Source organism: Thermanaerothrix solaris, assembly GCF_032334255.1.
Taxonomy (GTDB): domain Bacteria; phylum Chloroflexota; class Anaerolineae; order Anaerolineales; family Anaerolineaceae; genus Thermanaerothrix; species Thermanaerothrix solaris.
Genome location: NZ_JAUHMF010000001.1, coordinates 473,054 through 498,703 on the forward strand (window position 1 = coordinate 473,054; position 25,650 = coordinate 498,703).

Below are 25,650 nucleotides of genomic sequence, written 5' to 3' on the forward strand. Positions count from 1 at the left end.
ATTATCTTTTGGCAGAACAATAGCCGTTCGGTAACATTATCTTTTGGCTTGACACGGATTCAGGTAAGAATTCGATTTTCCTCTCGATCTGGACCGATTCATCCGGGTTTTTAAAGAAAACCGTGATAATCCTTCTGACAATCTCATCCACAGTTAAGCGAATATCTACGGTGAACGCATGATCAGGCTCTTCGAGAGCCTCAAGTTGGCTATCTAGCAACTCAGGTTTCATATAGTGGCCCGAGCGTCTTAGCAAACGATCTCTGATCAAGGCATAATCACCCTTAAGATAAATAAGTTGCCCGCCCGGATTGTCTTTCAGCAAGACATCACGGTATTCTGCTTTTAATGCCGAACAGGCTAACACAAAGGACCTTCCATCCCTCAATCGCGAGGCGATCAGACATCGCAAAGTTTCCAGCCAAGGGTAACGATCCGCGTCCCTTAAGGGAATACCGGCCGCCATTTTGGCAATGTTCTCGGGCGGGTGATAGTCGTCACCATCGTAAAATTCCCATCCTAGAGCCGCCGCCAATGCCCGCCCAACCGTAGTTTTTCCACTACCGGCGACACCCATGATGATGAAGAAACAAGGCCCATTAAAAGACATTCACCGATGTAGAGACCGTAGGATCTATGAACAAGACGCCATTTTGGGACGGATCACGGAGAAATATACCCTCGGACCAACGTTCGAAAGGAATAGACTGCCTGACGAGAAGACTTTCAAAGGCTTGATACTCATCAGGGGCATCCAGAGCAAATGCAATGTAGAACAACCCTAAGGCATCCGGAGGCGAAGGGGGTGCTCCAACACCTTGCCAAGTATTGTAACCGATATGATGATGGTACCCACCAACAGAGACCATCCCCATTTGAAAACGTTGGGCTATCCCCATATCATCGAACCCCAATTGTTCGTGATAAAAATTCCGGGTTGCCATCAAATCCGCCACATAGAGATGAAAATGACCTATCCGTGTCTCCATGGGCACAGTCCCTGTAAGATTATCCTCGGGTTTCAGGTGAGAAAACAGACTTTGCAGATCCAAAGGTTCACGCCCATTACTTGGACGGCCATCCGCCCATTGAGCAATCAATTCACCATCCCGTAACAGAAAAACCCCATCCTCAGGTGACTCACAATACAACTCGATCGTGTTCCCTTCGGGATCATCTAGATAAGTGGTTTTGGTCATTACATGATCCGTGGGATAGTTAGGCCAGCCTAAAGCAAATAAACGGGCAATTGCACGGGCTAGTTCACGCCGATTGGGAAAAAGAACGGCAAAATGATAAAGTCCCGTCACACCACGATAACGTTTTCCATTCGGGATTTGGGTTAAGCGCACTAAATCCCGTGATGAGACCCCTAAACCTGCACGATCATCAGTCTGCCAGTTTAATTCAAAACCCAATACATGTTGATAAAAGGTTATCTCGCGGCCAAGATCGGCTACCTTAAGATGAACATAGGCCGGCCTTGTTCCAAGGGGAATTCGATGCGGAGAAATTGCAACAGGCATAAGCGATTGAGCAGCGCTCATGGTTTGACCTTTCGTTCCCTGCAATTACAGATACCATTTCCCTTAAAGAGTGAACACTCTATTCGGTTTTTGTTGATATTATTTATCAACTAATGTTGTATATTTAACACCCAAGTCTCAACAATGTCAATCATTCTCTCGTGGTTTGTCCAAAAAAGAGATACACAGCCTTTTCCTAACAGCCTGCTCTGTTTTTGGGGTTTATAATACTGGGAAGCAAAATGCTTGGGGGCCAGTCCTTTGGGGTTATAATATTTATAGATATCGTCTACACTCGGAGGCTGAATGGTGACAAATGATCGCCCCCCGGGCAAAACAACAGTCGCACCAGAAGTCCTGGTAACCATCGCCCGCCTGACGACCCTTGGTGTTACCGGGGTTAACCGCCTTGCCACCCACCCTGGTGAGGTAAACCGCTGGTTTGATCGTGGCGTAAGCGAGGGAGTCAAGATCGAGGTTGAAGACGGTAAAGTTTACGTCGACGTTTACGTCATCCTTAACCGCGACGTCAATGTGCGCGAAGTGGCTCGCAATATCCAAGCTCAGGTGGCCCGGGCGATTACTGAAATGGTAGGGATGGACGTGGGACGGGTTAATGTGCACATCGAAGATATCCAATACTAGACTATTTCGATTAATCCCATGAAGCAGCGAACCAAAGCCCGCAGTGTCGCGCTTCAAGTACTTTACGAATGCGATCTCACCCGGCACGCCCCCGGGCAAGCGCTTGAACAGCGCTTAGCCGAAGAGCACCTTGAACCGGAGTTAGCCGAGTTTAGCCGCCAAATCGTATTTGGCGTTTATCCCATCTTAGACAAACTAGATCGTTATATTGCTCAACACGCACCGGAATGGCCACTTGACCAGGTTTCGGTAATTGATCGTAATATTTTACGGATTGCGTTGTGGGAATTCGCAGTGGCGGGATGCACGCCGGTAAAGGTCGCTATCAATGAGGCAATTGAACTGGCAAAAACCTTTGGCTCCGACAGTTCACCGCGATTCGTGAACGGCGTTCTGGGGAGTCTGGCAAATCGCTCAGAAGAAATCCGTCAGCAATTTCACCGCGAAAAGGCCCAAGAAGAAAGTCTTTCGCCACGCACTACTTGAGCCACAGGTTAGGGGGATAATGTCCTCAGACCCACGCCTCAGGAGGAATCATCCTCAAATGAAATCATCTCTTTTCCCTTATACCCCTCGCGCTTATTCTCTATTTTTATTCTTGATCCTATTTGTCCTTGCGGCCTGTCAGAATTTTTCTCTCCCTCGCTCTGCCCCCACACCCACTACTTCCATCCCCAATCTCCCCCTTGTACCCCTCACATTTCAAGTTAATGTGCCCACTTCCGCCTCATCAGGCGACGTTATCCTTGAGATTGTAGACGAAGTTACCGGCATTGCTCTGAATTCAGAACGTTATACCATGCAACTGGAAGGCAATCGTTACATACTCCAGTTAGCGTTTCCAATTGGCAGTGTTGTGTGTTATCGCTATCTTCATCAAGAGGCAGTTCCCCAGGTCGAACGCAATCCATATGGGCAAATCGTCCGATATCGCATGGCTGTGGCACGATCACCAGCCGTAATTGAAGACCATGTGTTTGCGTGGCAGGGCGGAAAAGCACCCACTGAAGAAGGAGGAACCCTTCTGGGTCTCGTATATGATTCCACAACACGTGCCCCTATATCTGACGCTTTGGTTACGATGGCTGGTATTCAAACCTTCACCACCGCAGATGGAACCTTCACCCTTGAAAATATCCCGCCTGGAAAACACAACCTAGTAGTCTTACCCACCGAAGGTGCCTACCAGGTATTCCAGCAAGAAGCGGTCATTGCTAATGGTGCCGTTACACCGGCACAAATCGGGCTACAACCGGTACCCATGGTCAATGTCACTTTTGTGGTTCAGCCCCCATCCGAACATATACGCGGCCTGCCAATGCGAATCGTTGGAAACACGCCCTCACTAGGCAATACATTTTCTGATCTTGAAGGTGGGCTAAGCGTTCTGGCATCACGAGCACCACTTCTTAGCCTACTTGAAGATGGAAAATACACTTACACTCTCAGTCTTCCCGCGGGCACTGACCTGCGTTACAAATATACCCTCGGAGATGGATTCTGGAACGCTGAGCATACCGCCGACGGTGGATTTAAAACGCGCCAATTGATTGTGCCTGATCATGATATTACTATCACGGATAAAATTGAAACCTGGCGAGTTAGTGCATCCGAAACTTCGCCGCTTACCTTCTATATTAAGGCACCACCTGAAACACCAGCCGACGAACGCGTTTCGATCCAATTTCGCCTCTATGCTTGGACACCAGCGATCCCTATGTGGCCGCTTGGCAATCAACAATGGCTCTATGTGTTTTATGGTCCACAACGTGCGTTAGGAGAAGTCAATTACCGGGTCTGTCGTAATGAGCAATGCGGCCTTGCCGATGACGTAACCACCGCAGGCAACACGGCAACGGGGCTTTCTGTTTCTTCTCCTGACGGCACTACCATAACCCATGAAGTCCAACAATGGAATTACTTGGTGGCCCAATCACCGATTTCAGTATCCACCCAGGATGCCACACCTCGATCATCCTTTGTCGCCGCGGTTGAATTTGCGCCACAATTTTCCCCAACAACTTTGCCCCATCTACCCGCTACCCTCCAAGGTCTACGGCATCTTGGCGCCAATTGGGTCATTTTGAGCCCAACCTGGTCGTTGATTTCCGGTCACCCCCCACGTTTAAACTACGATCCTGCCCATGATATGAAGGGGTCCGATCTAAACGCCCTCGTTGCCAATGCAAAGCAACAAGGGCTTTCGGTGGCTATTTTCCCACGCCTTAATCCTTACGCAATTACCCAATCTCTACAAGATAGTCCTGAACTTATTAATGCATGGTTATCCCAATACCTCCACTATATAACCGATATGGCGATAAGGTCAGCCCAATCCCAAATTCACACCCTTATCTTGGGCGGGCCTGAGATTGAACCTTTCCTTGATGGTCAGGATGATTTTTGGAATGAATTAGTGCTCACACTACGGCAGAAATTCTCCGGTCAATTGGTCTGGGCTGTCCCTGAAAACCGGATAGCTTCGTTACCCGACTGGGTAACCCAGATGGATGCCCTGTACATTCTTGTATCCTCCCCTTTCGAAGATAGGAATCTCAATGAAGAAGCCATCACCGAAGCGTTCGGTAATTACCTTGACACCCACCTTTTACCCTTGTACCAACAAACCGGGAAACCCGTCTGGCTCGGCTTGGAACATCCCTCCGCGCAGGATATTCAAAATGATTGCGTTCTAACAGCCGAAGGGTGTTTGCCTTTTGAGCGCTTGATTTGGAGCGGGTCACTCCCATCATCAGCCGTTGATCTCGAACGACAAGCGAGGTTTTACCAAGGAGCGGCCATGGCGATCAACTCTCGTCCATGGATCAGAGGTTTAGTAACTCGAGGATATCAGCCAGCGGTTACTCTAATAGATGCATCACCTTCGATACGTGGTAAGCCAGCCGCCGATGTCATTAAGGCCTGGTACCAGATCTGGACCAACACGACTTCACCTTAATCTTAAATACCACGAATCAATCCTACTTTAAAAGGAGCCATTCCTACATGAAAAATTCAACCCAAACCGTAATCCGCCGCAACTTAGAGCGTCAAGGGATTTACAATCCGGGTGAAATCCATTGGAACTATCCCACTGCGCGGCTGATTGAAGAAATCATACGGAATAAAGAGGGTTGGTTATCCCATTACGGGGCTGTGGTTGTACATACCGGCAAGCATACCGGACGAGCGCCCAAAGATAAATTTATCGTCGCACACTCTGATCATGATGAATTTTGGTGGGGGCCAATAAACACGCCAATGCCTCCGCAAGCTTTCGAGCGCCTGTATAGAAAAATAACCACATTCTTTCAACTTCGCCCTCTTTACATTCAAGATCTCTGGCTAGGTAATCACCCCACTCACCGCGTATCTGTGCGCATAATCACCGAGACAGCTTGGCATAGCCTATTTGCGCGCAACCTTTTTATCCATAAGGATATCTTAAGCACCCCTCACCCAGATCCGGATTTTACTCTCATCCATGCTCCCTCTTTTCGTGCCAACCCTGTTGAAGATGGAACCCGGTCCGAAACGGTTATAGCCATTGATTTCCAACAGCGCCTCATCTTAATCGGGGGCACAGCATATGCAGGCGAAATTAAAAAGGCGATGTTTACCGTCATGAATTACCTGTTGCCCCAAAAGAATGTGCTTCCCATGCACTGCTCGGCCAATGTTGGCCCTGAGGGGGACGTAGCACTCTTTTTCGGATTAAGTGGGACCGGAAAAACCACCCTTTCCTCGGATCCCAACCGTTATCTAATCGGCGATGATGAACACGGTTGGAGTGAGGATGGCATATTTAATTTTGAGGGCGGCTGTTATGCCAAAACCATTCACCTCAACGCCCAATTAGAACCGCTAATCTGGTCTGCCGTTCATCGTTTCGGTACCGTGCTAGAGAATGTCGTCCTGAATTACGACTCTCGCCTTGTTGATTTCGAGGCAGATACAATTACCGAAAACACCCGTGCCGCTTACCCGCTTGAATTTATTCCCCATGCCTTAACCGAGGGACGAGGTGATCATCCACAACATATCTTTTTCTTGAGCGCAGATGCCTTTGGAGTTCTTCCTCCATTAGCGCGATTAACTCCAGATCAAGCCCTTTATTATTTTCTCACCGGTTACACCGCCAAACTGGCCGGCACAGAAACCGGCTTAGGACGCGAACCCCAAGCTACGTTTTCCGCATGCTTTGGGGCGCCTTTTTTACCCCTTCATCCCATGATCTACGCTCGAATGTTACGAGACAAAATCCAGCGCCACAACACGCGTGTTTGGCTGATCAACACCGGCTGGACCGGGGGGCCTTATGGAGTGGGATCGCGAATTCCTCTCCCCTACACACGTGCCATGGTACGTGCGGTATTATCAAATGCCATGGAAAACACCGCATACTATCAGGATCCGATCTTTGGTCTTTGGGTGCCCGAAACCTGTCCCGGAGTTCCCAGCGAAATACTTCATCCGCGTCAGACCTGGGCTGATCCAAACGTCTATGATCGTCAAGCCCTTCTCTTAGCCGAACAATTCCACACCAACTTCGAAAAGATTACCAAGGATTCGCCCGTCGCCATCCCGCACCGGTGAGTTTCTTCATAATGTAGCGAAAACCCTTATACAGTGCTCTTAAGCCAAATACATTAAAACAGCCGCCACAATCAATAAATAAGGGGTGTATGGCAAGGCGGCAAAGGGCTGATAATGCCGCCGCAGTACCAGCCACAATAAATATAATCCACCTACCAATCCTCCCAGTAGAATGGCAAAGAGCAATCCAATGCCAATCCGTGGCCAGCCCAACATTAAGCCCAATACGCCGCTTAAAGTCACGTCGCCAAAGCCGAGCGCGACCTCATCGCCAACCTCAAGCCCTCGCCGCCGCGCCGTCCAGCGCAAAAAAATCTCGCCCAGATAATATAAGACCAGCATGATTCCAAACCCTAACCCACCCCCCAGCAGGGCAGACCGCCAACCATTCAGCCAGATACCAATTCCCGCACCGAGCACGGCGCCCGCAGCACTGACCTGATAAAGGACCACCCGATATTCCCAATCAATAACAAACACAACTCCGAAATAAAAAAGAACGCCCCATGCCACGACAAGCGGAAGCCGATCCGGCGGCGGCCACAACCATAAAGCCAGGGTGAGCAGCGAGAACACAATTTGTACTATATACGCGCGTCGGGACCGTCTCGTTCCACAGGAGGAACAATCGCGTAACAAGAGGTATTCCTTCCAAGAATAGGATTGCTGGCAGTGGTGACAATAAGCCGGGCTCAAGCGTCGTGCACGCGGAAGAACGTCTGCCAAATAATTGACCACAGCCCCTAAGACATATCCCAGCAACAGAACCGCGAACGTTTCAATCACAAAGAAAAAGGCACTCATGCCCGAGCCTCTGGGGATTGAATCGCAGTCGGTTGATAGGTCTGGCGTGCCAATTCTTGTTCAGCACGGGCTCTAAGTTCCGCCCGTAACGTTTGAATATCCTGAGGGAGAAAATAAATAGCGAACAAAAAGAAAAAGAAACATAATAACCACGCTCCAATACAGATGATCAGAATGGCTTCCCGTAAAGAGCCATTAACAGCAATTAGACCCGCAATTGCTGGCGCCGCTGCCGATCCACCCTGCTCAATTAAGTTCTGTACCGAGTTGGCTGTGCTGCGCACTTCTGGCAAAGTAACATCATAAACAGTTGAAAGAACGTTGGGAGATGCAAAAGGAATAAAAATTGCAGTTAAACAAAGCAAACCCATAAACAGTCCCTTTTGCTCCAAGGGGACATTAATCGTGATCCAAAGTAGCAAAGCCCCGGTAATGACCCCAAACGCACTGACGATCAAACGCCCACGCGGTGTTCGTTTGAACAAAAAATCCCCTATCGCCCCTCCAATGGGATAACCGGCAGCCAGGAACAGTACCGCTGCCACCATTGTAATAAGCACCTCGTTCGACGAAAACCCCCGCTCTGTCTCTAAATAACGGAAAAACCAGAAAGTAATGACTTGCCAAGGGAAAACTCCAAAGAAGCCCTGCGTGAAAAGAAATAAAAGACTCCGTTTTTTGAACAGACCAAGAGCAGTTTTCCAATCAAACCGGTAGGTACCGATCTGCTCCAGTCCTTCAAACTCAGGCTCAGCGCCACCGCGCGGCATTTCTTTAATCCCGAAAAAGATAACAATAGCCAGAAGTATTCCCAACGAACCAGTAAGATAAAAAACTCCTTGCCAATGCCATCGTGAAACCAAGGTGAGTGCCAACACTGTGCCAGTGATATAACCCAAAGGGGCGGTGATTTGTAGAAACCCATAAACTTTGCCTCGGATCTTGGGAGGAAAATAGTCAGACACCAAACTGTAAAGACCCGGATAACTGGCATCATCAATTCCAGTAGAAGCACGTGTGATGACAAACATCGGAAATGTGCGCGCTAAGGCGCTTAACCACGTGGTCGCTCCCCAGATAAACGAAGCCAGTGCCAGCAATTTTGAACGGGCATAGCGATCGTATAAATACCCCCATAAAGGATAAAAAATACCCCCCACCAGCAGAGCCCCCGAAAACACCATACCCATTTGGGCTTCATTAATTCCGAAATACTCCATAATCGGGGTGGTCAATGGACCAATGAGAAGTTTATCGGCCTGATGTAAAAGCATGAAAGCAAAGAAAACGGCCAACACAAACCAACGATAGCGATTCTGAGATCTCATTCCCTGGCTCCTGAGTATCAAATTTATTCCGTGCTCTAAAAGATGGGATGTAAAGAGTATAATCTGAAAGCAAATACTAGGCAACTTTGCCGCAAGAACGAGTTAATCGGAGTTCAAAGTGCCGATCTCGAAGTTACATGCCCTTATCGAGGCTTGGTTAAGTCACCCCAGATATTCTGAGGGCATACGCTTTCGAGTTACCCTCCCAGCTCAACCCGGCCAAGCCCATCCCGTACCCCCAACAATACCGAACACTCTGCGTCAGGCCTTGGAAAAGTTGGGGATTTACAATCTATATCTTCACCAAATATCTGCCTGGCAAAGCGCCCTTAGCGGTGAACATATAATGATTGCCGCTGGCGTTGGTAGTGGAAAGTCTCTTTGTTACCATCTTCCAGTATTACATTCCTGGTTAGAAACACCAAACGCTACAGCGTTATATTTATTCCCCACCAAGGCATTGGCGTACGACCAATACCAATTTCTTCAAACCTTTCTGGATGCCCTCCCTTTTTCGCCCACCGAAAGAAAATCATTCAAGAAGCACATTGTTACCTACGACGGAGATTCCACACCCTCTCAACGCAAGCGGAGTCGCGAAATTGCCCGTTTGCTTTTAACGAATCCGGATATGCTTCATTACGGCATTCTTCCCTACCATCCGTATTGGCAGGAATTTCTAGCGAACTTAAAATATATAATCCTTGACGAAGCACATCTTTATCGTGGCGCTTTTGGTTCTCATGTTGCCAATCTCATTCGCCGACTAAAACGCATTGCAGCATTATACGGTGCAAACCCGAGATTTTTAATGACCTCTGGCACTATTGGCAATCCATTAGAATTAGCCCAAACTCTGATTGAAGCCCCTGTAACCCTTATCAGCAATGATACTGCACCAAAACCGGAACGTCATTTACTCTTTTACAATCCCCCCTTTGAAAATGAGGTCACTGGCATCCGCCGTGATGCTACCGATGAAGTTCTCGCTCTAGCGCAGGAATTGTTAGATCACAATGTGCAAACCTTAGTTTTTCTCAATTCACGGCGAGGAGTAGAAATTGCCCTACGCACATTACGTGAAAGCCTCCCTAACACCGAGGGCATTGAGGCTTATCGTAGCGGTTATCTACCCCAGGATCGTCGTTGGATCGAGCAAAGCCTTCGCGAACAAACCAACCGCCTGGTTTTCACCACCAATGCCCTGGAACTTGGAGTTGACATTGGGGGCGTTGAAGCCATTATCATGATTGGTTATCCGGGTTCGGTAACTGCATATACCCAGCGCATTGGGCGCGCTGGTCGCAAAGGTCAACCTGCCTTAGGCCTCTTGATCGCGTCCGATAATCCCTTAGATCAGTATATTATTCATCATCCCGAACATGTGCTTGAGCGCCTTCCTGAAAAGGTCATTCTCAACCCCGATAATCCCGTCATTCTTTACCAACACCTAAAGTGTGCCAGTTATGAGAAGCCTTTCGAAGCAGGTGAATCGTTCGGCGCCCTCACGTGGGAGACGATTGAACCTTATATCAATGTGCTCGCTCATCAAGGCATTCTACGTTCGTCGTTTAACCGATTTACATGGTTAGATAAAACCCAACCTCACCGCGAAACATCTTTGCGCGGCAGTGCCCACTCCACTATCAAACTTCATGTCCAGGCTGCCCCTACCACCTCACTTCTCGGCGAAGTAGACTACGAGAGTGCTTACTGGATGGTGCATCCCGGTGCTATCTACCTCCACCGGGGAGATGTTTATGGGGTTGAAACCTTAGACTTAGAATCTGGTAAGGCATCTCTTAAACCCACTCATTCGGACTATTATACTGAGCCATTGCTTGAAACACAGGTCACGGCTTATAAAGCATGGGAATCGCAAGATTTTTCCTGGGGTACACACGCCTGCGGTGAATTACACCTAACCACCTGGCTCAAAGGATTTAAAAAGCGTTCTTGGGACGATCATACGGTTTTGGAACAGGTATCTCTAGACTTTCCCCCGCTAACTCTCGAGACCACAGGATACTGGCTTAGCCTAAATTCCCGCACCGTCAAACAATTAGTAGACCAAGGACTTTGGACCAATACACCCAATAATTACGGTCCCAATTGGGAGCAGCAGCGCCAACTCGCCCGCGCACGCGACCACTATACCTGTCAGCAGTGTGGTGCGCGTGAGAATGGAAACGCATTTCACGTTCATCATCGGGTTCCTTTTCGTCGTTTTTCCTCTCCCGAGGAGGCAAATCACCTCGAAAATCTAATCACGCTTTGCCCGCGTTGCCATCGTCGCTTGGAGAAGGCAGTCTGGATCCGAAGCGGGCTTTCGGCCGTGCGGCACCTCTTACATCATTTAGCCCCTTTATTTGTCCTCTGTGATCATCATGATCTTGGCTCATTTATGGAACCGCGTTCTAAATTAAGTCATAACCAACCCACCTTGGTTTTTTATGATACATTTCAGGGTGGGCTGGGTTATGCCTTGCAATTTTTTGATCGCCATAAAGATTGGTTTGAGAGCGCTTTCGAGGTCATCACTCATTGCACATGTCAGAATGGCTGTCCATCCTGCGTCGGTCCAGCCCCTGAACAAGGAAGCGGGGGAAAAGAAGAAGCCAAAGCTATCCTCCGCGCCATCTTAGAAGTTAAGCCGGCCTTCCATGGATGAAGAACTCTTAAGACGATTCGAGGCGCTGGGAATTCATCGCGGTTTCCCTCTAAAGGGTAACACCGAAAACCACACCTCCCGCATGATGCAAGGCATAGAAACCGCCATTCCAACAGGAAAGTTCCTGGAAGAACGCCTCCATTCGGTATTCCTATTAGAGCACATTTATCGCAGTGGTTACCTCCATGGGAAAATATCGCTCGAAATAAATCCCGAGGCACCAATCTACGCCGGTTTTATCAATAGCGAATCCATCGTCTCTCACACACAATTGCTGTTTTTAGATGTCGAGACCTCGAGCCTCAGCCCCGGATCAGGCACTCTTGTTTTTCTGGTTGGGTTGGGCTATTGGACTTCTGAGGGCTACCATACCCACCAAGTATTTCTCAACGAACCAGGGGACGAACTTTCGTTTTTGGCCTATCTCGATGATCTGCTTGGTCGGTATCCGGTTTTGGTCACCTTCAATGGCCTAGCCTTTGACCTTCCCATCCTAAATCAACGCTTCTTGGTCAATGGCATCCGCTCAGAGATTCTAAAAAAACACCATCTTGACGTCCTGAAACTGGCTAGACGGCTTTGGCGCAAGCGTTATCCCTCACGACGGCTGGCGTTCCTTGAGCAGGAAGTCTTGGGATTCGCGCGAAGTGAGGAAGAAATTCCGTCTTGGATGGTCCCAGAGATTTATGTGCATTATCTAATGCAGGGGGAAACTCAACATTTACCGGGAGTCTTTTATCACAACGAAATGGACATTCTTTCACTTGCCGGTTTGTTTTTATATATTGAAAACCTGCTTCATAACCCTCGCAGTTGGAACAATTTGTCTGCGGGTGAGATTTATGGGTTGATCACTGAAATGGAGCGTCAGAACCGCAATACAGAGAATCTCATTGCTTTCCTAAATACAATGCTCAAAGATTTTAAGGATCAAGAAAGCGAACCTTCTGAATCTGCCCATCTGCTTCTCACAGCCGGACGAATTTTCAAGCGTTACGGGATGCTCTCCCAAGCTCTCCATTGCTGGGAAAAAGCCGCCCAAAGGGAGTCTATTGACGCCTGTCTAGAACTTTCGCGGCACTATGAACGTAACCAGAGTGACCTTGTAAGTGCCTTAGCCTGGGTAGATCGCGCGATCAAAATCCTAGATGCTCACCCTGGCCCGTCCCACAAAGGACGCTTTTCGATGCTTTCACAACGTCGTCTCAGATTATTAACCTTAATGGGCAAGGGAAGACAGTCCAATGCCACGTGAAGACGCTGAACGCTGGAATGCGCGTTATCGCGAATCCAGTAATATCCCAATCGATGTCCCGCGGGATTTACTAGTGAACTTTTCCCATTTACTCCCCACCTCGGGTTGGGGTTTAGATATAGCCACCGGTCGAGGGGCTAATGCAATCTTCTTATCTCAACGCGGCCTAGAGGTCGTGGCCATTGATATATCCTGGGTGGCGCTTTATTCCACACACCTCCGTTGGCCATCGCTTCACCTTATATTAGCCGATCTAACCGAATATCCGCTACCCTGCCGAGAGTTCGACGTTATCCTCAATTTTTACTACCTAGACCGTTCACTTTTTCCCTTGTTTTCTTCTCGCCTTAAGTCTGGAGGTTTGCTGTTTATCGAAACCCTGACGGAAAAAATGGAAGAGATCTTTCCCAACCGCATAGACCCCATGTATCTACTCCGAGAAGGTGAACTCTATAACATCTTTTGCGATTGGGAAATTCTTTACTATAATGAAGGCGTAACCCAAGGACATTCAGGGTTGAAGGCAATTGCAAGCCTAGTCGCCCGAAAGCCGTAACGCGGAGAGAGGAATGAAAGAATCGGCCATTTTACGGCTACGCAAAGCCATTATCCAGCAAAAGACGGTTCACCTGGATGAGCCAACGCATTGCCTACTGTGCCGTCGGGCTTATGAGCAATTCCAAGATTATGCCGCTTTTATAGCCACGCAGAGCGTCGCAGCGCTCCAAGGTCATCCTAAGAGCGAAGCTTACCCTCATGCCGAGCGGCTTGAAACAGCGATCAGGCAACTTGAAACTTCCCTCGATCCCGAAGATGTCCGTTTTTTCCGCCTTCTAATTAAAGCCAAGCAACAATTGGACACAATTGGTTCATTGATTAACGAGGTTCTACAAGAAAGAGAGTCCTGATGCCCCCTAACCCACCTGGCTATGAAGAAGTCTACCGTGCCAACGGTCGCCTCCATGCCGACATTATTCGTGGTTTCCTGGAGGCCGCCGGCTTCACCGTAGTGTTGTATCAAGAAAGCGCCGGGGCAGTCTACGGGTTAACTGTCGGACCGCTCGGCGAAGTTCGGATTTTTGTTCCCTCCGCGCAAGCGGCCGAAGCCCGGGCACTTCTCGCGGCGATGGACCGTGGCGAAACCAACGCCTCAGAAGAGGACGAGGTTGATCTCGATGAAACGCCATCTGACCCCGCCTCACCTCACTAAATAAATGGGCTCAATCATCCGATCCACACTTAGATCATATAAGCGCGCGATGGTTTGCGTTATCAAACCTGGGTAGCCATTTCCAATGTCACGCTTATCTACTCGCACTATCGGCAATACCCCGCGACTGCTGCTGGTGATAAATGCTTCCTCAATTGTTCCTAAGTCGTTAATGGTTATCGGGCAAAAGAGGATCGGAAACCCCGCCCGCTGAGTTGTATTGATAACTATCGAACGCGTCACACCTGGCAGTATATCTTTGCCCGCCGTAAAAATTTGCCCTTTCTTCACCGCAAAAAAGTTACTCGATAAGCCTTCTAATATCTCCCCCTGCACATTGACCATTAAGATTTCGTTGATTCGGGGATGTTGTTTTAATTCCTGTTCCCGAAACGAAACTGTTTGGTGAATAAACTGACTGGATTTAGCCTCGGGCTGATGGCGGGTTAGAATCCGAGTGATTGCCCAGGCACCTTCTTGAAAAAGCCAATCCGCAGGAACTGCCAACGGTTCAACCAAGATGTAACACCCCGGTATTTCCTCAGCCACAGGCACAAGTAAGCGCACTCGATAATTTTCACTCATACCCGCATGAGTAATCGCCGTGTAAATACCCAACCGAAGTGCCTCCCGGGGTAAAGATATAGAATAACCCTGTAAAAATGCCGTTCTCTCTAAGCGCTGAAAGTGTGTTTCCAGGGCTAGGGCATAATACCCCCGAAACGTACGAAATGTGGTATATGCCCCGGGTGGAAACTCAAGCGTAATAGCATCCAGCGTTCCTTCCCGCTGTCCCAAATTTTTTAGTTGCAATGTCTTAAGATCCAAAAACCAGATCGAAACCATCCCCATTGCCAACCAACCTCAGAGACTAAATTGGCCTTATTATAGCCCTAATCTGCCCCCGAAGAATGGGGAGGTTTCATCTGCTCATAATCTTCTGGCGTATCCAAATCCTGGATGACGCTTGGAGTGTTGACAACTAGATAATCAATTTCATCCGCGTGACGGGCAAGAAAATCCCGTAAAGTTTGTTCCGCCGGTAATGTAATGAGTTCGCTCCATAAACGACGATCCACCAGCCAGGGATGCCCCCGCCGCATCTGGTAACTCGGCACAACCAGCAGTGATTTTTGCTCGGTATACCGCTTGACCAATTGAGTAATAACATCTTGCTGAATTTGAGGTTGATCGCCCAAAACGATCAGCGCTGCCTCAAGATCTTGGGGAAGGTGTGTGAGCCCTACTTTCAGGGACGAAATCATCTCCCCTTCCGCAAACTCGGGATTGTGTACCCATTGAATGGGAAAGGACAACGCCTTCAATAAATTTTCCACTTGCTCGCGATATCCTCCTGTAACAACCTCAATACTCTTTATCCCTGCCTCCCACAGCGTCACGACGACGTGCTCCAGCACTTTACGCTCCCCCCAGGGCAACAAGAGTTTCGGTGCCCCCATCCGCCGCGAGAGCCCGGCAGCCAAAACCACTGCACCGATCTTCACCCCTGCTCCCATAGCCTCCTTACCCCATTCTCTGAACTTGCTCCCAATCCTCAGGTTGGTCAATATCCAATAGAACACGCTCATCAAACCATTCCAAGGGTAATACCGGGAACTGACCGAAAATCGCCCTTCCTCCTACATCACCTTGCAACTGCCTTAACGCAGGAAAGGTTACTTGATCGAATAAAACTGGATTAGCGCGATGCCCTCTAACAAAGGGAGCTACAATTGGCGCTAGCGTGTGCGCATGTTGGTCTCTGAGAGCGCGTATAAGTTCCACAGAAAGATAGGGCTGATCACTTAACAAAAAGACTGCTCCTCCGACACCCTTTGGTAATGCCTCCAGGCCACACGCCACCGAGGTAGAAACTCCGTTGGGCCATCTGGGGTTGACCACAATACGCACTGGCAGGTCAGCCAGCACTTGCTGGATGGGTTCAATCCAAGCCCCTACCACCACAATCACCGGAGAAAGGTGTGCACCTAAGGCAGTTTCCACAATCCATCGGATAAGGGGTTTCCCCTTCCACGACAATAACTGCTTAGGAATCCCAAGCCGCTGGGATGCCCCCGCTGCTAGAACTATGCCCGCAATAGGCTCATAAACGGCGACAACAGCATCCTCACCGCCATGAATGACATTACCCAACACAACCGCATCATAAGATTCATGAAGGAGCGGCACATTTTGCAAAAGAAGAGTTTGATCCTCCGGTTTGCATTCGTCCCACTGGTTAAAAAGTACTATTCGGCGCGCATGCTGCGGAATATTTTTCAAGCCACCTTGGGGGTGTAGTAGATATGCGATCAAAGCGGTAGGTGTTACTGGCTGACCAAGAGGCAAACCCGCCCGTTGGCTAAAAATTTCGGGACGAAAGACAGTAGAGTCATTCAAAGGTTTGCCTAACCCCGAGAGACCACAAACCACTATAACTGTATCTACCCAATCGGGAATGGGGGGTTCATGCTCTGCAGGGGCTTTAAGTGGACGCATCCGCGAGCCATCGGCTTCAATAATAACCGGAAGATTTAACCTTTCGGCATGAGAGTATACCTGGTTTAATACATCAGGCGTTAGACCGATGAGTCGTCCACTTTCTCGTTCAACCCCTGTAATTAGCGTGACTCCATCCCCCAGGGAGGCAAAGATTTCGTCTACCTCTTCGCGTGATTCAACGATCACATGATAATCGGCTAGTGCGGCCTGAGAACGGCCTAGATGAGCACTGTTAGTGAGAATGACAGATCCTTCCAAGGAACGGGCGAGAGCGAACAGCGTGGTCGTTTTACCCCCGGCGCCAACCAACGCCACTTTAGAACGTTCAGAAATTCTTAAGGCATGCTTTAAATTCATGCCCAGTCATCACTATAAAGAACAGATCTAAGAGTCGAAACTGAGAGGATGGCCGTCAGGGCAGCCCCACCAATTGCTAAGGATTTATCTGAAACCAGGTAACAGTACTTAGGATTCTGCCGTGGATCCACATCCCCGATTTTCATCCCCTGGGTTACATACAGCCCATCTGCCACCAAACCCCGAACCACACCATCAAAAGGAGCAAGAACTTTATGCCCGTTTATGGTAGCGATCGGTTGACCTTGCTTAACTAGATCGCCAATTTCAACACAAGCGGTTAAAACCCCTGCCACCGGTGCCCGCAATACTCGCTGAGCATCATACCCCCCTACGCTCTCGGGAATTCCTGTATCCGGTTCAGTACTACCTTCCCAATAAAGGCGCCCCAGCGTATGCCCTCGCATGGACTCTATAACCACATGGCAATCTTGGCCGGCTACAAAACCGGGGCCAATTCCGATCACCAATGGCGCGGCAGGGTGAGGCAAATCTGAACCCTTTTTGGTTAGACGGGCATCCACAAGCACATGGGGTTTGAACCAAAAACGTGCTTTTGCCTCTGGGTCTACCATCACCGGTACATCACCGCGCAAAAAGCATTCTCGGGCTTCCTCCGCAGTGGCAACCCGGTGTGCTAAGATTTCCTCCACATGGGTGACTCCGGCATAAATGGCCTCGGCAAAAGCCACTTTACGCCGTACAACTAGAGGCTTTTCTAATTCAGTCACCAAAACCCAGAAGCCAGCCTGGTGCAACCGCATCACCACGCCGCTTCCCAGATCACCACCACCGCGCACCAAAACCCGTAACGGCATTACGCAATTCCTCTTTGACAGAGGGGACGGGAAATCCCGTCCCCAGGTGTTTACTTCGTTTCCAATCCCTGACGGACTCGTTCGGGGGTATAAGGAAAAGCGTCATACCACCTTCCGGTGGCCTGGCGCAACGCTGCAGAAATCGCCGGTGCTAAGGGTAAATAGGGCATCTCTGCCATGCCACGCGCGCCCCAAGGGCCAATTGGATCAGGAATTTCGACAATAAGCGATTCAATCTGCTCCGGAATGTCCAACACAGTAGGGATCAGATAAGTCGAAAGGGTCTTGGTCAGTACCTGACCCTCTTGAGTAATGAAGTTTTCCAACAGGGCATAGCCCGCTGCCTGTACCACCGCCCCCTCGATTTGCCCCTGCACTTGCTGTGGATTGACCGCTTTTCCCACATCGTCGGCGCACCACACATTGACCAAACGTGCTTGCCCAGTTTCGAGATCCACTTCTACCTCAACGGCTTCGGCAACGTATCCGTAAGCAAAATTTGGCTCCGATTTACCCGTTTCTGGATCCAAAGGGGTTGTCTTAGGTGGCCGATATTGATAAACGGCTCGCGCTGGGCGTTCTTCGTTTCGCCATTTTTCCAGTGCGAGTTCAGCCGCCCCTCGAATGGCATTACCCGCCATGAAAGTCATCCGCGATGCTGAGGCGCTTCCGGAATTGAGGGTATAAGCGGTGTCCGATGCTACCAACGAGACTTTTTCAATTGGCACCCCCAATGCCTCGGCAGCCATTTGAACGAATACCGTATGTGCCCCCTGCCCAACATCAGCGCCTGCATGGTAAAGGGTAGCCTTTTCAATTTCTGCTCCACCTTCCAACTCTATAATCGCCCAACAATTTTCCGGTGCGCCAAAGGAGAAACCCACATTTTTGAAACCACACGCAAACCCTATCGCGCGGCGCAGGTTAGGTGAACCCTCAACTTGCCACACATATCCTGTTGGGCGCTGCCAACCTTGCTCCGTTTTTTCCCATCCCGCCGCAAGTGCGCAAGTTTCAACCACTTGTTTAATGCTGACCCCTTTGGGAAGCGGGGTCCCTACTGAGAGCAAATCGCCTTCATCCAAAAGATTTCGCATCCTAATCTCAACCGGATCCATTCCCAAGGCTTCAGCCAATTTATTCATCTGGGATTCAGCCGCAAAGATCGCCTGAGGACCTCCAAAGCCACGGAAAGCACCAGTGGGAATATTGTTGGTATAAACCGCGTAGGAATCCACTTTTACATTTGGAATGTTATAAGCCCCCGTGCAGAGCAGGGTTGCGTTGCCTAAAACTTTTGTCGAGGTGTAGGCATAAGCCCCACCATCTGCAATTAGTTCTACCTCTGCAGCGATGACTTTACCTTCACGGTTGGCACCCCACTTGGCCCGGATGTAATAGGGATGACGTTTATGATGCCCGATGATAGACTCTTCACGCGACCAAACAATTTTCACCGGGCGGTTAATGCCCCGCTGATACAGTCGCCAAGCAGCCAACGCTAACACAATTTGTACCGACATATCCTCGCGCCCACCAAAGGCTCCGCCAATGGCCGGGTAAATGACTCGTACTTGATCCTCAGGCAAATTGAGCGCATGAGCGATTTGCTCGCGATCTTCATGCGTCCATTGCCCGGCGACAACTACGGTAACTCGTCCTTCCTCATCAATATAAGCCACCCCCGCCTCGGGTTGCAGATAAGCATGTTCTTGAAACGGGGTCTCATAATAACCTTCGACAATCACATCGGCTTGGGCAAAGGCTTTTTCAACATCACCTTTGCGGATACGATAGCGGCAGAAAACGTTAGAGCCCTTATCGGGGTGTAGCAAAGGGGCATTCTCTTTCATTGCCTCGCGCGGATCGGTAACCACCGGTAAATCTTCATACTCCACGCGAATGGCCTGGAGGGCCTTTTCGGCAATGGCTTCGTTTTCCGCCACCACCAATGCGACTTGATCACCGATAAAACGCACGCGATCCGCATACGGCTTATTTGAACCTGGCCCGCATAACACCGGTTGATCAGGCATAATCAGGCCATATTCATTAACGGGAACATCTGCTGCGGTAAAGACGGCTATAACCCCTTCCATGCTCAATGCTTCTGAAACATCAATTGACCGAATGCGTGCATGTGGGCGGTTAGCGAAAAGAATTTTCATATAAGCCTGATTAGGAAAATTGAAATCGCCCGGGTAGAGTGCCTCACCTTTAACTTTTGCGATTGCATCCACCCGAGTCACAGATTGCCCAATATATGTGTTCATAAAGTGACCTCCAAACTACGGCTCAGCGCTGCTTTTTTCGGCGTTTCGGATATGAGACCGGGGGTACATCTAGAGGCCCGTAACGCGAAGGACCGAATAGGCGATAGAGCACATAAGTGAATAATTGAAAAACGGTAAAGATAACCAACATCAACGCCACCGTTAGAATAATTTTCGCAAACAACAACGGGTCTTTCCCAGGGGCTAATAGATCTGCTGGGATCGTAACCCAATTGCGACGCGAGTTTTCTTCCAGCAGGACTAAAGCCCCAAAATAACCCAGTAACGGCGTGAGAATCATCAGTCCAAAACCCACCCCCTGCCAAATAGGGTGCAATTTTGTGCTGGCTTCACGCTCGCTCATGGACGGTTGGCGTTTGTAGTCGGTATATTTACCCATCACACCCTCTCCTCATGTTGCTCCGCTGCCCGCTCAATGGCCTGAATGATCTTATAGTATCCCGTGCACCGGCACAAATTGCCAGTAATCGCATACTGAATGTCCTCAATCGAAGGGCGCGGTTTTTCTTCCAGCAGTTTAACCGCCGACATGATGAACCCAGGTGTACAATAGCCGCATTGAACCGCACCTTCCTCCACAAACGCTTGTTGCACCGGATGTAAGCGATCACCCTCTGCAATACCTTCAATGGTGCGGATTTCAGCCTGATGTGCCCGCACCGCTGGAACCATACAACTCATCACGGCAACCCCATCTAAGAAAACGGTACATGCACCACATTCCCCTTCTGCGCAGCCCTCTTTAGTACCAATGAGGCCTGCTTCCTCGCGCAAGAGCCGTAAAAGGGTTTTGTTTTGACCGGTGCTGAATTCGTAGTGTTTACCATTGATAACGGTTTGAATGGGAGTATTATGAGTATGAACAATCGTTTTAGTTAAACCATTCGAATTGGGACTGCTCTTTCCCCACAACAAAACAGGCATATCGGGCAAATTGCCCCGTTCTTGCCCTTGAGCAATGGCAGTTAACCCGCGTCGGATCAAAACTCCCACCATATAACGCCGATATTCGGCTGATCCGCGGATATCTGAAATAGGGCGCGCTGCTTGCATGGCCAACTCAGCCGCACGTTGTATCGTTTCCGAATCGAGCGACTTACCCACCAGATAGGCTTCTGCTTCAGTAGCGTGTATAATCGTTGGGGCTACGGCGCCTAATGTGATGGCTGCCTTGTTCACCCGTTGATTTTCAAAAGTCAACACGATAGCCGCATTGACTACCGATATGGCTTGCGCCCGGCGCAGGGCATATTTTAAGAAGATTCCGCGTTGATTGGCTTTTAGCGCCGGGAAAACAATATCCACAAGCATTTCATCCGGTTCAAGCACTGTTCGCCGAACCCCGGTGTAAAAATCTTTCAGCGCCACCACGCGCTCGCCACGTAATGAGCGCAAACGCACCTTGGCATCTAAAGCCATAAGGGGGGTAATTGTGTCATTTGCGGGCGAAGCAGTAATGAGGTTCCCGGCGATTGTGCCACGGTTGCGAATCTGAGGCGACCCCACTTCCCAAGTCGCCTGGGCTAATGGCAGTGCGTATTCTCGGATTAATTTAGAAGCCACACAGTGATTATGAGTTACCAGTGGTCCTAAATGCAGGTTGCCATCCTCGTCCAGGACAATCTGATCCAATTTAGGAATACGAGTTATATCAACCAGGGTTTCAATGCCTTTACGAACACCCCGTTCTATCTCTAAAATAAGATCGGTTGCACCGGCTACCACACGCGCTTTTTCGCGTTTTTCAGCCAAAACTCTTAATGCATCATCTAAAGATGCCGCGCTGACATAGGTCTGCCACATAGGGATTCCTCCTTATTGGTTTTCTTTCATCCGCTTTCCGTTACCACCGTTGCGTAACATGATGATTTCGGCCATGATACTTACAGCAATTTCTTCAGGGGTTTCAGCATTTATTTCCAACCCAATCGGCGAAACTACACGATTAAGCGAGTCTTCTGAAACACCACGCTCCAATAGCGTCTTGCGCGTTACCGCCCAACGGCGCTTTGACCCAATGACACCAATGTATGCTGCCGAGGTTTCCAGAAGTGCAGGTAAGCCTTCCACATCCACAGCGCTACCACGCGTCGTAAGGATAAGATAGGTTTGCGAGTGGATGCGCAGGTGCTGCGGTAATTCGGCCATGGGCACCGGATAGAATTCGTCCGCTTCAGGGTTAAATTCGGGGTTACAAAATTCTGGGCGATCATCACAAACTGCAACTCGAAAGCCGAGCCATTTCGCCAAGTGAACCACGGCCTTTCCTACGTGGCCTCCCCCAATAACAACGATCATCGGTTTGGGGAGAATCGGTTCCACATAAACCTCCAATTGGCCACCGCAAACCCCAGGATCGCCCCGCTGGGGATCAACCATATCATACCGCAACAAGCGAGCCCGTCCATCCTGGATAGCCGCCAGCGCTTCTTTTATAACTCGACTCTCTAATTCACCACCGCCGACGGTACCTATGAAGTGACCATCGGCATACACTAACATTTTACTTCCGGTGTGGCGAGGCGTGGAGCCCCGTGCATAAACAATCGTGCACAGAGCCCCAGCCTCGCCCTTTTCCGCCAAGTTGACCACTTCCCGATAAATCTCTTCATTCATAGCCCAACCAACCTTATTTCTGTTTCAACACGCGCCAGACCTTTTCCGGAGTCAATGGATTATCCAGAATATCAGCACCGCATGCATCGAGAACTGCGTTTGCGACGGCCGGCGCCACGCCATCCATTGGAATCTCTGCTACAGCCTTAACGCCAAACGGATGAGAGGGTTCAAATGTCTCAACAAAGATGGTCTCCAACTTCGGCATCTCGTTGGCGCGGAAGATATGATAATTTAGCCAGTCTTTTTCGCGCGGACGCCCTTGTTCGTCATATTTGAGTTCTTCGCAAACCGCGTACCCTAAGGCTTGGGTCATGCCCCCCTCAATTTGCCCAGAAGCCGTGATCGGGTTGACGATTACCCCAGAATCCACCGCCATCACCAACCGATCCACCGTCACCTGGCCGGTTTCGATATCTACGGTTACCTCGGCAAATTGAGCCGCGAAGGGCGGGGGGGCAACCGGAGAAACATAAGAGCCAATGCCCATAATTTGCTCTTGATCGGCGTGGTGTAGGCTATTGAGTGCAATCTCTTCCATGGTCACGAAACGTCCATCTGGGGCAATTGCCTTGCGGTCGGCCAAGCGAATTTCCTCAGGTTTCACTGTGCCGTGGCCATTACCCTGCTCGTTCAGCATCTTCGCTGCTCGGATCCGAATTCGCTCTGCCGCTTGTTGAGCCGCTTTTACGACTGCCGCGCCGGAGATATACGTCGTGCTAGAGGCATAAGCACCCTTATCAAAGGGGGTGAAATCGGTATCGGAGGAATAGACAATAATATCCTCAAGGGGTACCCCCAAAACCTCTGCTGCCATCTGCGCTAACACAGTATCCGAACCGGTGCCTAAATCGGTCGCTCCGACCATCAAGTTGAATGAACCATCATCGTTCATCTTTATTGAGGCGCCTCCCATATCCAGGTATGGGATAGCCGTTCCCTGCATAACCATTGCCACACCAATACCACGGCGCAAGTGGGGTTTTCCTGGTACCTGATGCCACTCCGGGTTTCCAAACTTTTGATCCCAGCCGATAACAGCTTTGCCCTGGGCGACGCATTCCTCCAAACCAACTGTATGAATGATCTCCGGACGGGGCTCACGTCCTTCGCTCCACGCCGTGCTGAACGGATGCAACTCACCGGCACGAATGGCATTCTTCAAGCGAAACGCAATCGGATCTAAACCCAAATCGCGGGCTATGCGTTCCATATGGCGCTCAACTGCCCAGAACCCCTGAGGGACACCATAGCCCCGAAACGCACCGGAAGGCGGTTTGTTGGTGTAAACCACATCTGCGTAGAAGCGGATATTTGGCGCCTTGCGATACTCTCCATCACCGACGTACAGCGCCATCGCCTTGTGCCCTGTGTTCCCAGTGACCGTCAAACCATGACAGCCATAAGCGCCGGTATCACTCAGCACATACATCGCGTTAGCCGTAATCGTGCCATCCAGTTTAACCCCGGTTTTCATCCGTATTCGCATAGGATGACGCGAACGTGCTGCCGTGAATTCTTCTTCGCGGGTATAAACGTACATCACAGGGCGGCCGGTTGCAATGGTCAGATGAGCTGCCACATCCTCAATGAGCACTTCTTGTTTTCCGCCAAAGCCGCCGCCAATGCGTGGTTTAATCACTCGAATTCGCTTAACCGGCAGACCTAGCACTGGCGCCAAGATACGGCGTACGTGGAATGGCACCTGGGTGCTGGTGCGAATCACCAAACGATCATCCTCATCCCAATAGGTAACGACGACATGAGGCTCAATGTGAGACTGTTGAACCTTGGGAACCTCGTACTCAGCCTCATAAATGCGATCGGCTTCCTGGAAACCCTTTTCGACATCGCCGATGTCTATTCGGATCTGGGCGGCAAGGTTACGTTTTGGATCCGACTCGGCGAAGTTTACATAATCGGGTTCGTCATGAATGATCGGCGCCCCCTCTTTCAACGCATCCGCCGGATCTAATATTGCCGGAAGTGGTTCATATTCCACTTCTATCAACTTAAGGGCTTGTTCGGCAATTTCCTCGGTTTCGGCCGCCACGAACGCCACACGATCCCCCACAAACCGCACTTTCTCATCTAATGAGAAAGTATCCAATGGGCCAGGGATAGGATCAGATTGGCCGGCAGTGGAATATGGAACGCGCGGAATATCCTTATAGGTTAGTACTGCCGCAACACCGGGCAGCGCACGTGCCTTCGAAACATCGATCCGCTTTATCCGGGCATGAGCCACTGGGCTATGCAAAACCTTGGCAATTAACATGCCCCTCATCTCGATGTCGGCGGCAAAGGCCGGTTTACCTTGGACTAGTTTAACTGCATCCACTTTAATCTCGGGTTTGCCGACCCGCTGCATTGCTTGCCGCTCCGGACGCATGACTGTCCAGATGCGCGGCATCACCTGGGTACGCACCATAGGTGAAGGCGTCGATCCGGATTTTGCTATTGGGGTATCCTCACCCGAACCCGGCCAATCGGTTGGAAACGCTAAAGTTTCGACCTCACCCTCAATCGGAGGCACCTGTTCACCACGCATTATCGCCGCAGCGCGTAGGATTGCCTGCACCGGTTTCAGATACCCGGTACAACGACATAGCACGCCCGATATGGCCTCCCGAACTTCGTCTTCGGTCGGCTTTGGATTACGATCCAACAGAGATTTGGCTGCAAGGGCAATGGCAGGAGTACAGTAACCGCATTGAATCGCGCCGCTCTCCACCAGCGCTTGTTGAATAGGATGCAAACCCTCCGTTTTCCGCCACCCCAAATCAGGGTGTTTCCCCATCCCCTCAATCGTTTCAATGCGATGTCCATCGGCTTGAGCCGCCAACATGACACACGTATTAGTCGGTACACCATCCAATAACACCGCACAAGCGCCGCATTCGCCATGCTGACAACCACCGTCCTTTACACCATAATAACCATGACGACGCAATGCAGCCAATAATGTTTCATTAGGAGTTACATGCCATTCTTGTTCTACGCCATTGACCCAAAGTTTTATCTGCAT

At 49.9% G+C, this 25,650-nt stretch carries 22 protein-coding genes; 9 read left to right on the plus strand and 13 right to left on the minus strand.

What is annotated here, in order from left to right; all coding sequences use genetic code 11:
• Window position 1 precedes the first annotated feature (1 nt).
• Window positions 2-610 (minus strand): gluconokinase, encoded by a 609-nt coding sequence (locus QYE77_RS02165; RefSeq protein ID WP_315623704.1) that lies wholly within the window; start codon window positions 608-610, stop codon window positions 2-4.
• Entirely contained in the window at window positions 600-1,547 is a 948-nt protein-coding gene (locus tag QYE77_RS02170; RefSeq protein ID WP_315623705.1) for a VOC family protein, read from the minus strand. Before QYE77_RS02170 ends, QYE77_RS02165 begins: the two co-directional genes overlap by 11 nt.
• 285 nt (window positions 1,548-1,832) lie before the next feature.
• On the opposite strand from QYE77_RS02170, the gene QYE77_RS02175 reads away from it, so the two are divergent.
• From QYE77_RS02175 to pckA, 4 genes are read left to right on the plus strand one after another with little or no spacing between them, the layout of a single operon-like run.
• Entirely contained in the window at window positions 1,833-2,171 is a 339-nt protein-coding gene (locus tag QYE77_RS02175; RefSeq protein ID WP_315623706.1) for an Asp23/Gls24 family envelope stress response protein, read from the plus strand.
• Window positions 2,172-2,189: 18 nt separating this feature from the next.
• Window positions 2,190-2,657, plus strand: a complete 468-nt coding sequence (nusB, locus tag QYE77_RS02180) for a transcription antitermination factor NusB (RefSeq protein ID WP_315623707.1) — start codon at window positions 2,190-2,192, stop codon at window positions 2,655-2,657.
• Window positions 2,658-2,715: 58 nt separating this feature from the next.
• Entirely contained in the window at window positions 2,716-5,130 is a 2,415-nt protein-coding gene (locus QYE77_RS02185) for a glycoside hydrolase family 113 (RefSeq protein WP_315623708.1), read from the plus strand.
• A gap of 47 nt (window positions 5,131-5,177) precedes the next feature.
• A complete protein-coding gene (gene pckA / locus QYE77_RS02190) occupies window positions 5,178-6,767 on the plus strand; it encodes a phosphoenolpyruvate carboxykinase (ATP) (protein WP_315623709.1) in 1,590 nt (529 codons plus the stop codon).
• A 39-nt stretch (window positions 6,768-6,806) separates the two neighbouring features.
• Here the strand turns inward: pckA and QYE77_RS02195 are convergent, their stop codons facing one another.
• Together QYE77_RS02195 and QYE77_RS02200 are read right to left on the minus strand one after the other, a co-directional pair.
• Window positions 6,807-7,571, minus strand: a complete 765-nt coding sequence (locus QYE77_RS02195) for a prepilin peptidase (protein ID WP_315623710.1) — start codon at window positions 7,569-7,571, stop codon at window positions 6,807-6,809.
• A complete protein-coding gene (locus QYE77_RS02200) occupies window positions 7,568-8,899 on the minus strand; it encodes an MFS transporter (protein ID WP_315623711.1) in 1,332 nt (443 codons plus the stop codon). Before QYE77_RS02200 ends, QYE77_RS02195 begins: the two co-directional genes overlap by 4 nt.
• A 118-nt stretch (window positions 8,900-9,017) precedes the next feature.
• Here QYE77_RS02200 and QYE77_RS02205 point away from each other — a divergent pair, with 118 nt between their 5' ends.
• Genes QYE77_RS02205 through QYE77_RS02225 form a run of 5 tightly spaced genes read left to right on the plus strand, consistent with a single transcriptional unit; the run spans window position 9,018 to window position 14,035 of the window.
• Complete coding sequence (locus tag QYE77_RS02205; protein WP_315623712.1) at window positions 9,018-11,570, plus strand: DEAD/DEAH box helicase; 2,553 nt, start codon at window positions 9,018-9,020, stop codon at window positions 11,568-11,570.
• Complete coding sequence (locus QYE77_RS02210; protein ID WP_315623713.1) at window positions 11,563-12,825, plus strand: ribonuclease H-like domain-containing protein; 1,263 nt, start codon at window positions 11,563-11,565, stop codon at window positions 12,823-12,825. The genes QYE77_RS02205 and QYE77_RS02210 overlap by 8 nt, the downstream gene beginning before the upstream one ends.
• Entirely contained in the window at window positions 12,815-13,381 is a 567-nt protein-coding gene (locus tag QYE77_RS02215; RefSeq protein WP_315623714.1) for a class I SAM-dependent methyltransferase, read from the plus strand. The genes QYE77_RS02210 and QYE77_RS02215 overlap by 11 nt, the downstream gene beginning before the upstream one ends.
• A 13-nt stretch (window positions 13,382-13,394) precedes the next feature.
• Window positions 13,395-13,733, plus strand: coding sequence for a hypothetical protein (locus QYE77_RS02220; RefSeq protein ID WP_315623715.1), 339 nt, complete (start codon window positions 13,395-13,397; stop codon window positions 13,731-13,733).
• Window positions 13,733-14,035: a putative signal transducing protein gene (locus QYE77_RS02225; RefSeq protein WP_315623716.1), complete on the plus strand. Its 303-nt coding sequence runs from the start codon at window positions 13,733-13,735 to the stop codon at window positions 14,033-14,035. The genes QYE77_RS02220 and QYE77_RS02225 overlap by 1 nt, the downstream gene beginning before the upstream one ends.
• On the opposite strand, the gene QYE77_RS02230 is transcribed toward QYE77_RS02225, so the two are convergent.
• The 9 genes from QYE77_RS02230 to QYE77_RS02270 are packed head-to-tail and all read right to left on the minus strand — an operon-like array spanning window position 14,024 to window position 25,650.
• Window positions 14,024-14,887, minus strand: a complete 864-nt coding sequence (locus QYE77_RS02230; RefSeq protein WP_315623717.1) for an aminotransferase class IV — start codon at window positions 14,885-14,887, stop codon at window positions 14,024-14,026. The two genes, QYE77_RS02225 and QYE77_RS02230, sit on opposite strands and share 12 nt — an antisense overlap.
• A 41-nt stretch (window positions 14,888-14,928) precedes the next feature.
• Window positions 14,929-15,552, minus strand: coding sequence for a nucleotidyltransferase family protein (locus QYE77_RS02235; RefSeq protein ID WP_315623718.1), 624 nt, complete (start codon window positions 15,550-15,552; stop codon window positions 14,929-14,931).
• Window positions 15,553-15,559: 7 nt separating this feature from the next.
• Entirely contained in the window at window positions 15,560-16,894 is a 1,335-nt protein-coding gene (gene yqeC / locus QYE77_RS02240; protein WP_315623719.1) for a selenium cofactor biosynthesis protein YqeC, read from the minus strand.
• Window positions 16,891-17,712 (minus strand): selenium-dependent molybdenum cofactor biosynthesis protein YqeB, encoded by an 822-nt coding sequence (gene yqeB / locus QYE77_RS02245; RefSeq protein ID WP_315623720.1) that lies wholly within the window; start codon window positions 17,710-17,712, stop codon window positions 16,891-16,893. Before yqeB ends, yqeC begins: the two co-directional genes overlap by 4 nt.
• 50 nt (window positions 17,713-17,762) lie before the next feature.
• Window positions 17,763-19,985 (minus strand): xanthine dehydrogenase family protein molybdopterin-binding subunit, encoded by a 2,223-nt coding sequence (locus QYE77_RS02250; protein ID WP_315623721.1) that lies wholly within the window; start codon window positions 19,983-19,985, stop codon window positions 17,763-17,765.
• A gap of 22 nt (window positions 19,986-20,007) precedes the next feature.
• Window positions 20,008-20,385, minus strand: a complete 378-nt coding sequence (locus tag QYE77_RS02255; RefSeq protein ID WP_315623722.1) for a hypothetical protein — start codon at window positions 20,383-20,385, stop codon at window positions 20,008-20,010.
• Window positions 20,385-21,809: an FAD binding domain-containing protein gene (locus tag QYE77_RS02260; RefSeq protein WP_315623723.1), complete on the minus strand. Its 1,425-nt coding sequence runs from the start codon at window positions 21,807-21,809 to the stop codon at window positions 20,385-20,387. Before QYE77_RS02260 ends, QYE77_RS02255 begins: the two co-directional genes overlap by 1 nt.
• Before the next feature lie 12 nt (window positions 21,810-21,821).
• Window positions 21,822-22,622, minus strand: coding sequence for an XdhC family protein (locus QYE77_RS02265; RefSeq protein WP_315623724.1), 801 nt, complete (start codon window positions 22,620-22,622; stop codon window positions 21,822-21,824).
• A gap of 13 nt (window positions 22,623-22,635) precedes the next feature.
• Window positions 22,636-25,650: a molybdopterin-dependent oxidoreductase gene (locus QYE77_RS02270; RefSeq protein WP_315623725.1), complete on the minus strand. Its 3,015-nt coding sequence runs from the start codon at window positions 25,648-25,650 to the stop codon at window positions 22,636-22,638.

Bases quoted from the DNA above. Each gene is read 5' to 3' on its own strand.
- QYE77_RS02165 (WP_315623704.1), bottom strand. From the start codon at position 610: ATGTCTTTTAATGGGCCTTGTTTCTTCATCATCATGGGTGTCGCCGGT.
- QYE77_RS02170 (WP_315623705.1), bottom strand. From the start codon at position 1,547: ATGAGCGCTGCTCAATCGCTTATGCCTGTTGCAATTTCTCCGCATCGA.
- QYE77_RS02175 (WP_315623706.1), top strand. From the start codon at position 1,833: ATGGTGACAAATGATCGCCCCCCGGGCAAAACAACAGTCGCACCAGAA.
- nusB (WP_315623707.1), top strand. From the start codon at position 2,190: ATGAAGCAGCGAACCAAAGCCCGCAGTGTCGCGCTTCAAGTACTTTAC.
- QYE77_RS02185 (WP_315623708.1), top strand. From the start codon at position 2,716: ATGAAATCATCTCTTTTCCCTTATACCCCTCGCGCTTATTCTCTATTT.
- pckA (WP_315623709.1), top strand. From the start codon at position 5,178: ATGAAAAATTCAACCCAAACCGTAATCCGCCGCAACTTAGAGCGTCAA.
- QYE77_RS02195 (WP_315623710.1), bottom strand. From the start codon at position 7,571: ATGAGTGCCTTTTTCTTTGTGATTGAAACGTTCGCGGTTCTGTTGCTG.
- QYE77_RS02200 (WP_315623711.1), bottom strand. From the start codon at position 8,899: ATGAGATCTCAGAATCGCTATCGTTGGTTTGTGTTGGCCGTTTTCTTT.
- QYE77_RS02210 (WP_315623713.1), top strand. From the start codon at position 11,563: ATGGATGAAGAACTCTTAAGACGATTCGAGGCGCTGGGAATTCATCGC.
- QYE77_RS02215 (WP_315623714.1), top strand. From the start codon at position 12,815: ATGCCACGTGAAGACGCTGAACGCTGGAATGCGCGTTATCGCGAATCC.
- QYE77_RS02220 (WP_315623715.1), top strand. From the start codon at position 13,395: ATGAAAGAATCGGCCATTTTACGGCTACGCAAAGCCATTATCCAGCAA.
- QYE77_RS02225 (WP_315623716.1), top strand. From the start codon at position 13,733: ATGCCCCCTAACCCACCTGGCTATGAAGAAGTCTACCGTGCCAACGGT.
- QYE77_RS02230 (WP_315623717.1), bottom strand. From the start codon at position 14,887: ATGGGGATGGTTTCGATCTGGTTTTTGGATCTTAAGACATTGCAACTA.
- QYE77_RS02235 (WP_315623718.1), bottom strand. From the start codon at position 15,552: ATGGGAGCAGGGGTGAAGATCGGTGCAGTGGTTTTGGCTGCCGGGCTC.
- yqeC (WP_315623719.1), bottom strand. From the start codon at position 16,894: ATGAATTTAAAGCATGCCTTAAGAATTTCTGAACGTTCTAAAGTGGCG.
- yqeB (WP_315623720.1), bottom strand. From the start codon at position 17,712: ATGCCGTTACGGGTTTTGGTGCGCGGTGGTGGTGATCTGGGAAGCGGC.
- QYE77_RS02250 (WP_315623721.1), bottom strand. From the start codon at position 19,985: ATGAACACATATATTGGGCAATCTGTGACTCGGGTGGATGCAATCGCA.
- QYE77_RS02255 (WP_315623722.1), bottom strand. From the start codon at position 20,385: ATGGGTAAATATACCGACTACAAACGCCAACCGTCCATGAGCGAGCGT.
- QYE77_RS02260 (WP_315623723.1), bottom strand. From the start codon at position 21,809: ATGTGGCAGACCTATGTCAGCGCGGCATCTTTAGATGATGCATTAAGA.
- QYE77_RS02265 (WP_315623724.1), bottom strand. From the start codon at position 22,622: ATGAATGAAGAGATTTATCGGGAAGTGGTCAACTTGGCGGAAAAGGGC.
- QYE77_RS02270 (WP_315623725.1), bottom strand. From the start codon at position 25,650: ATGCAGATAAAACTTTGGGTCAATGGCGTAGAACAAGAATGGCATGTA.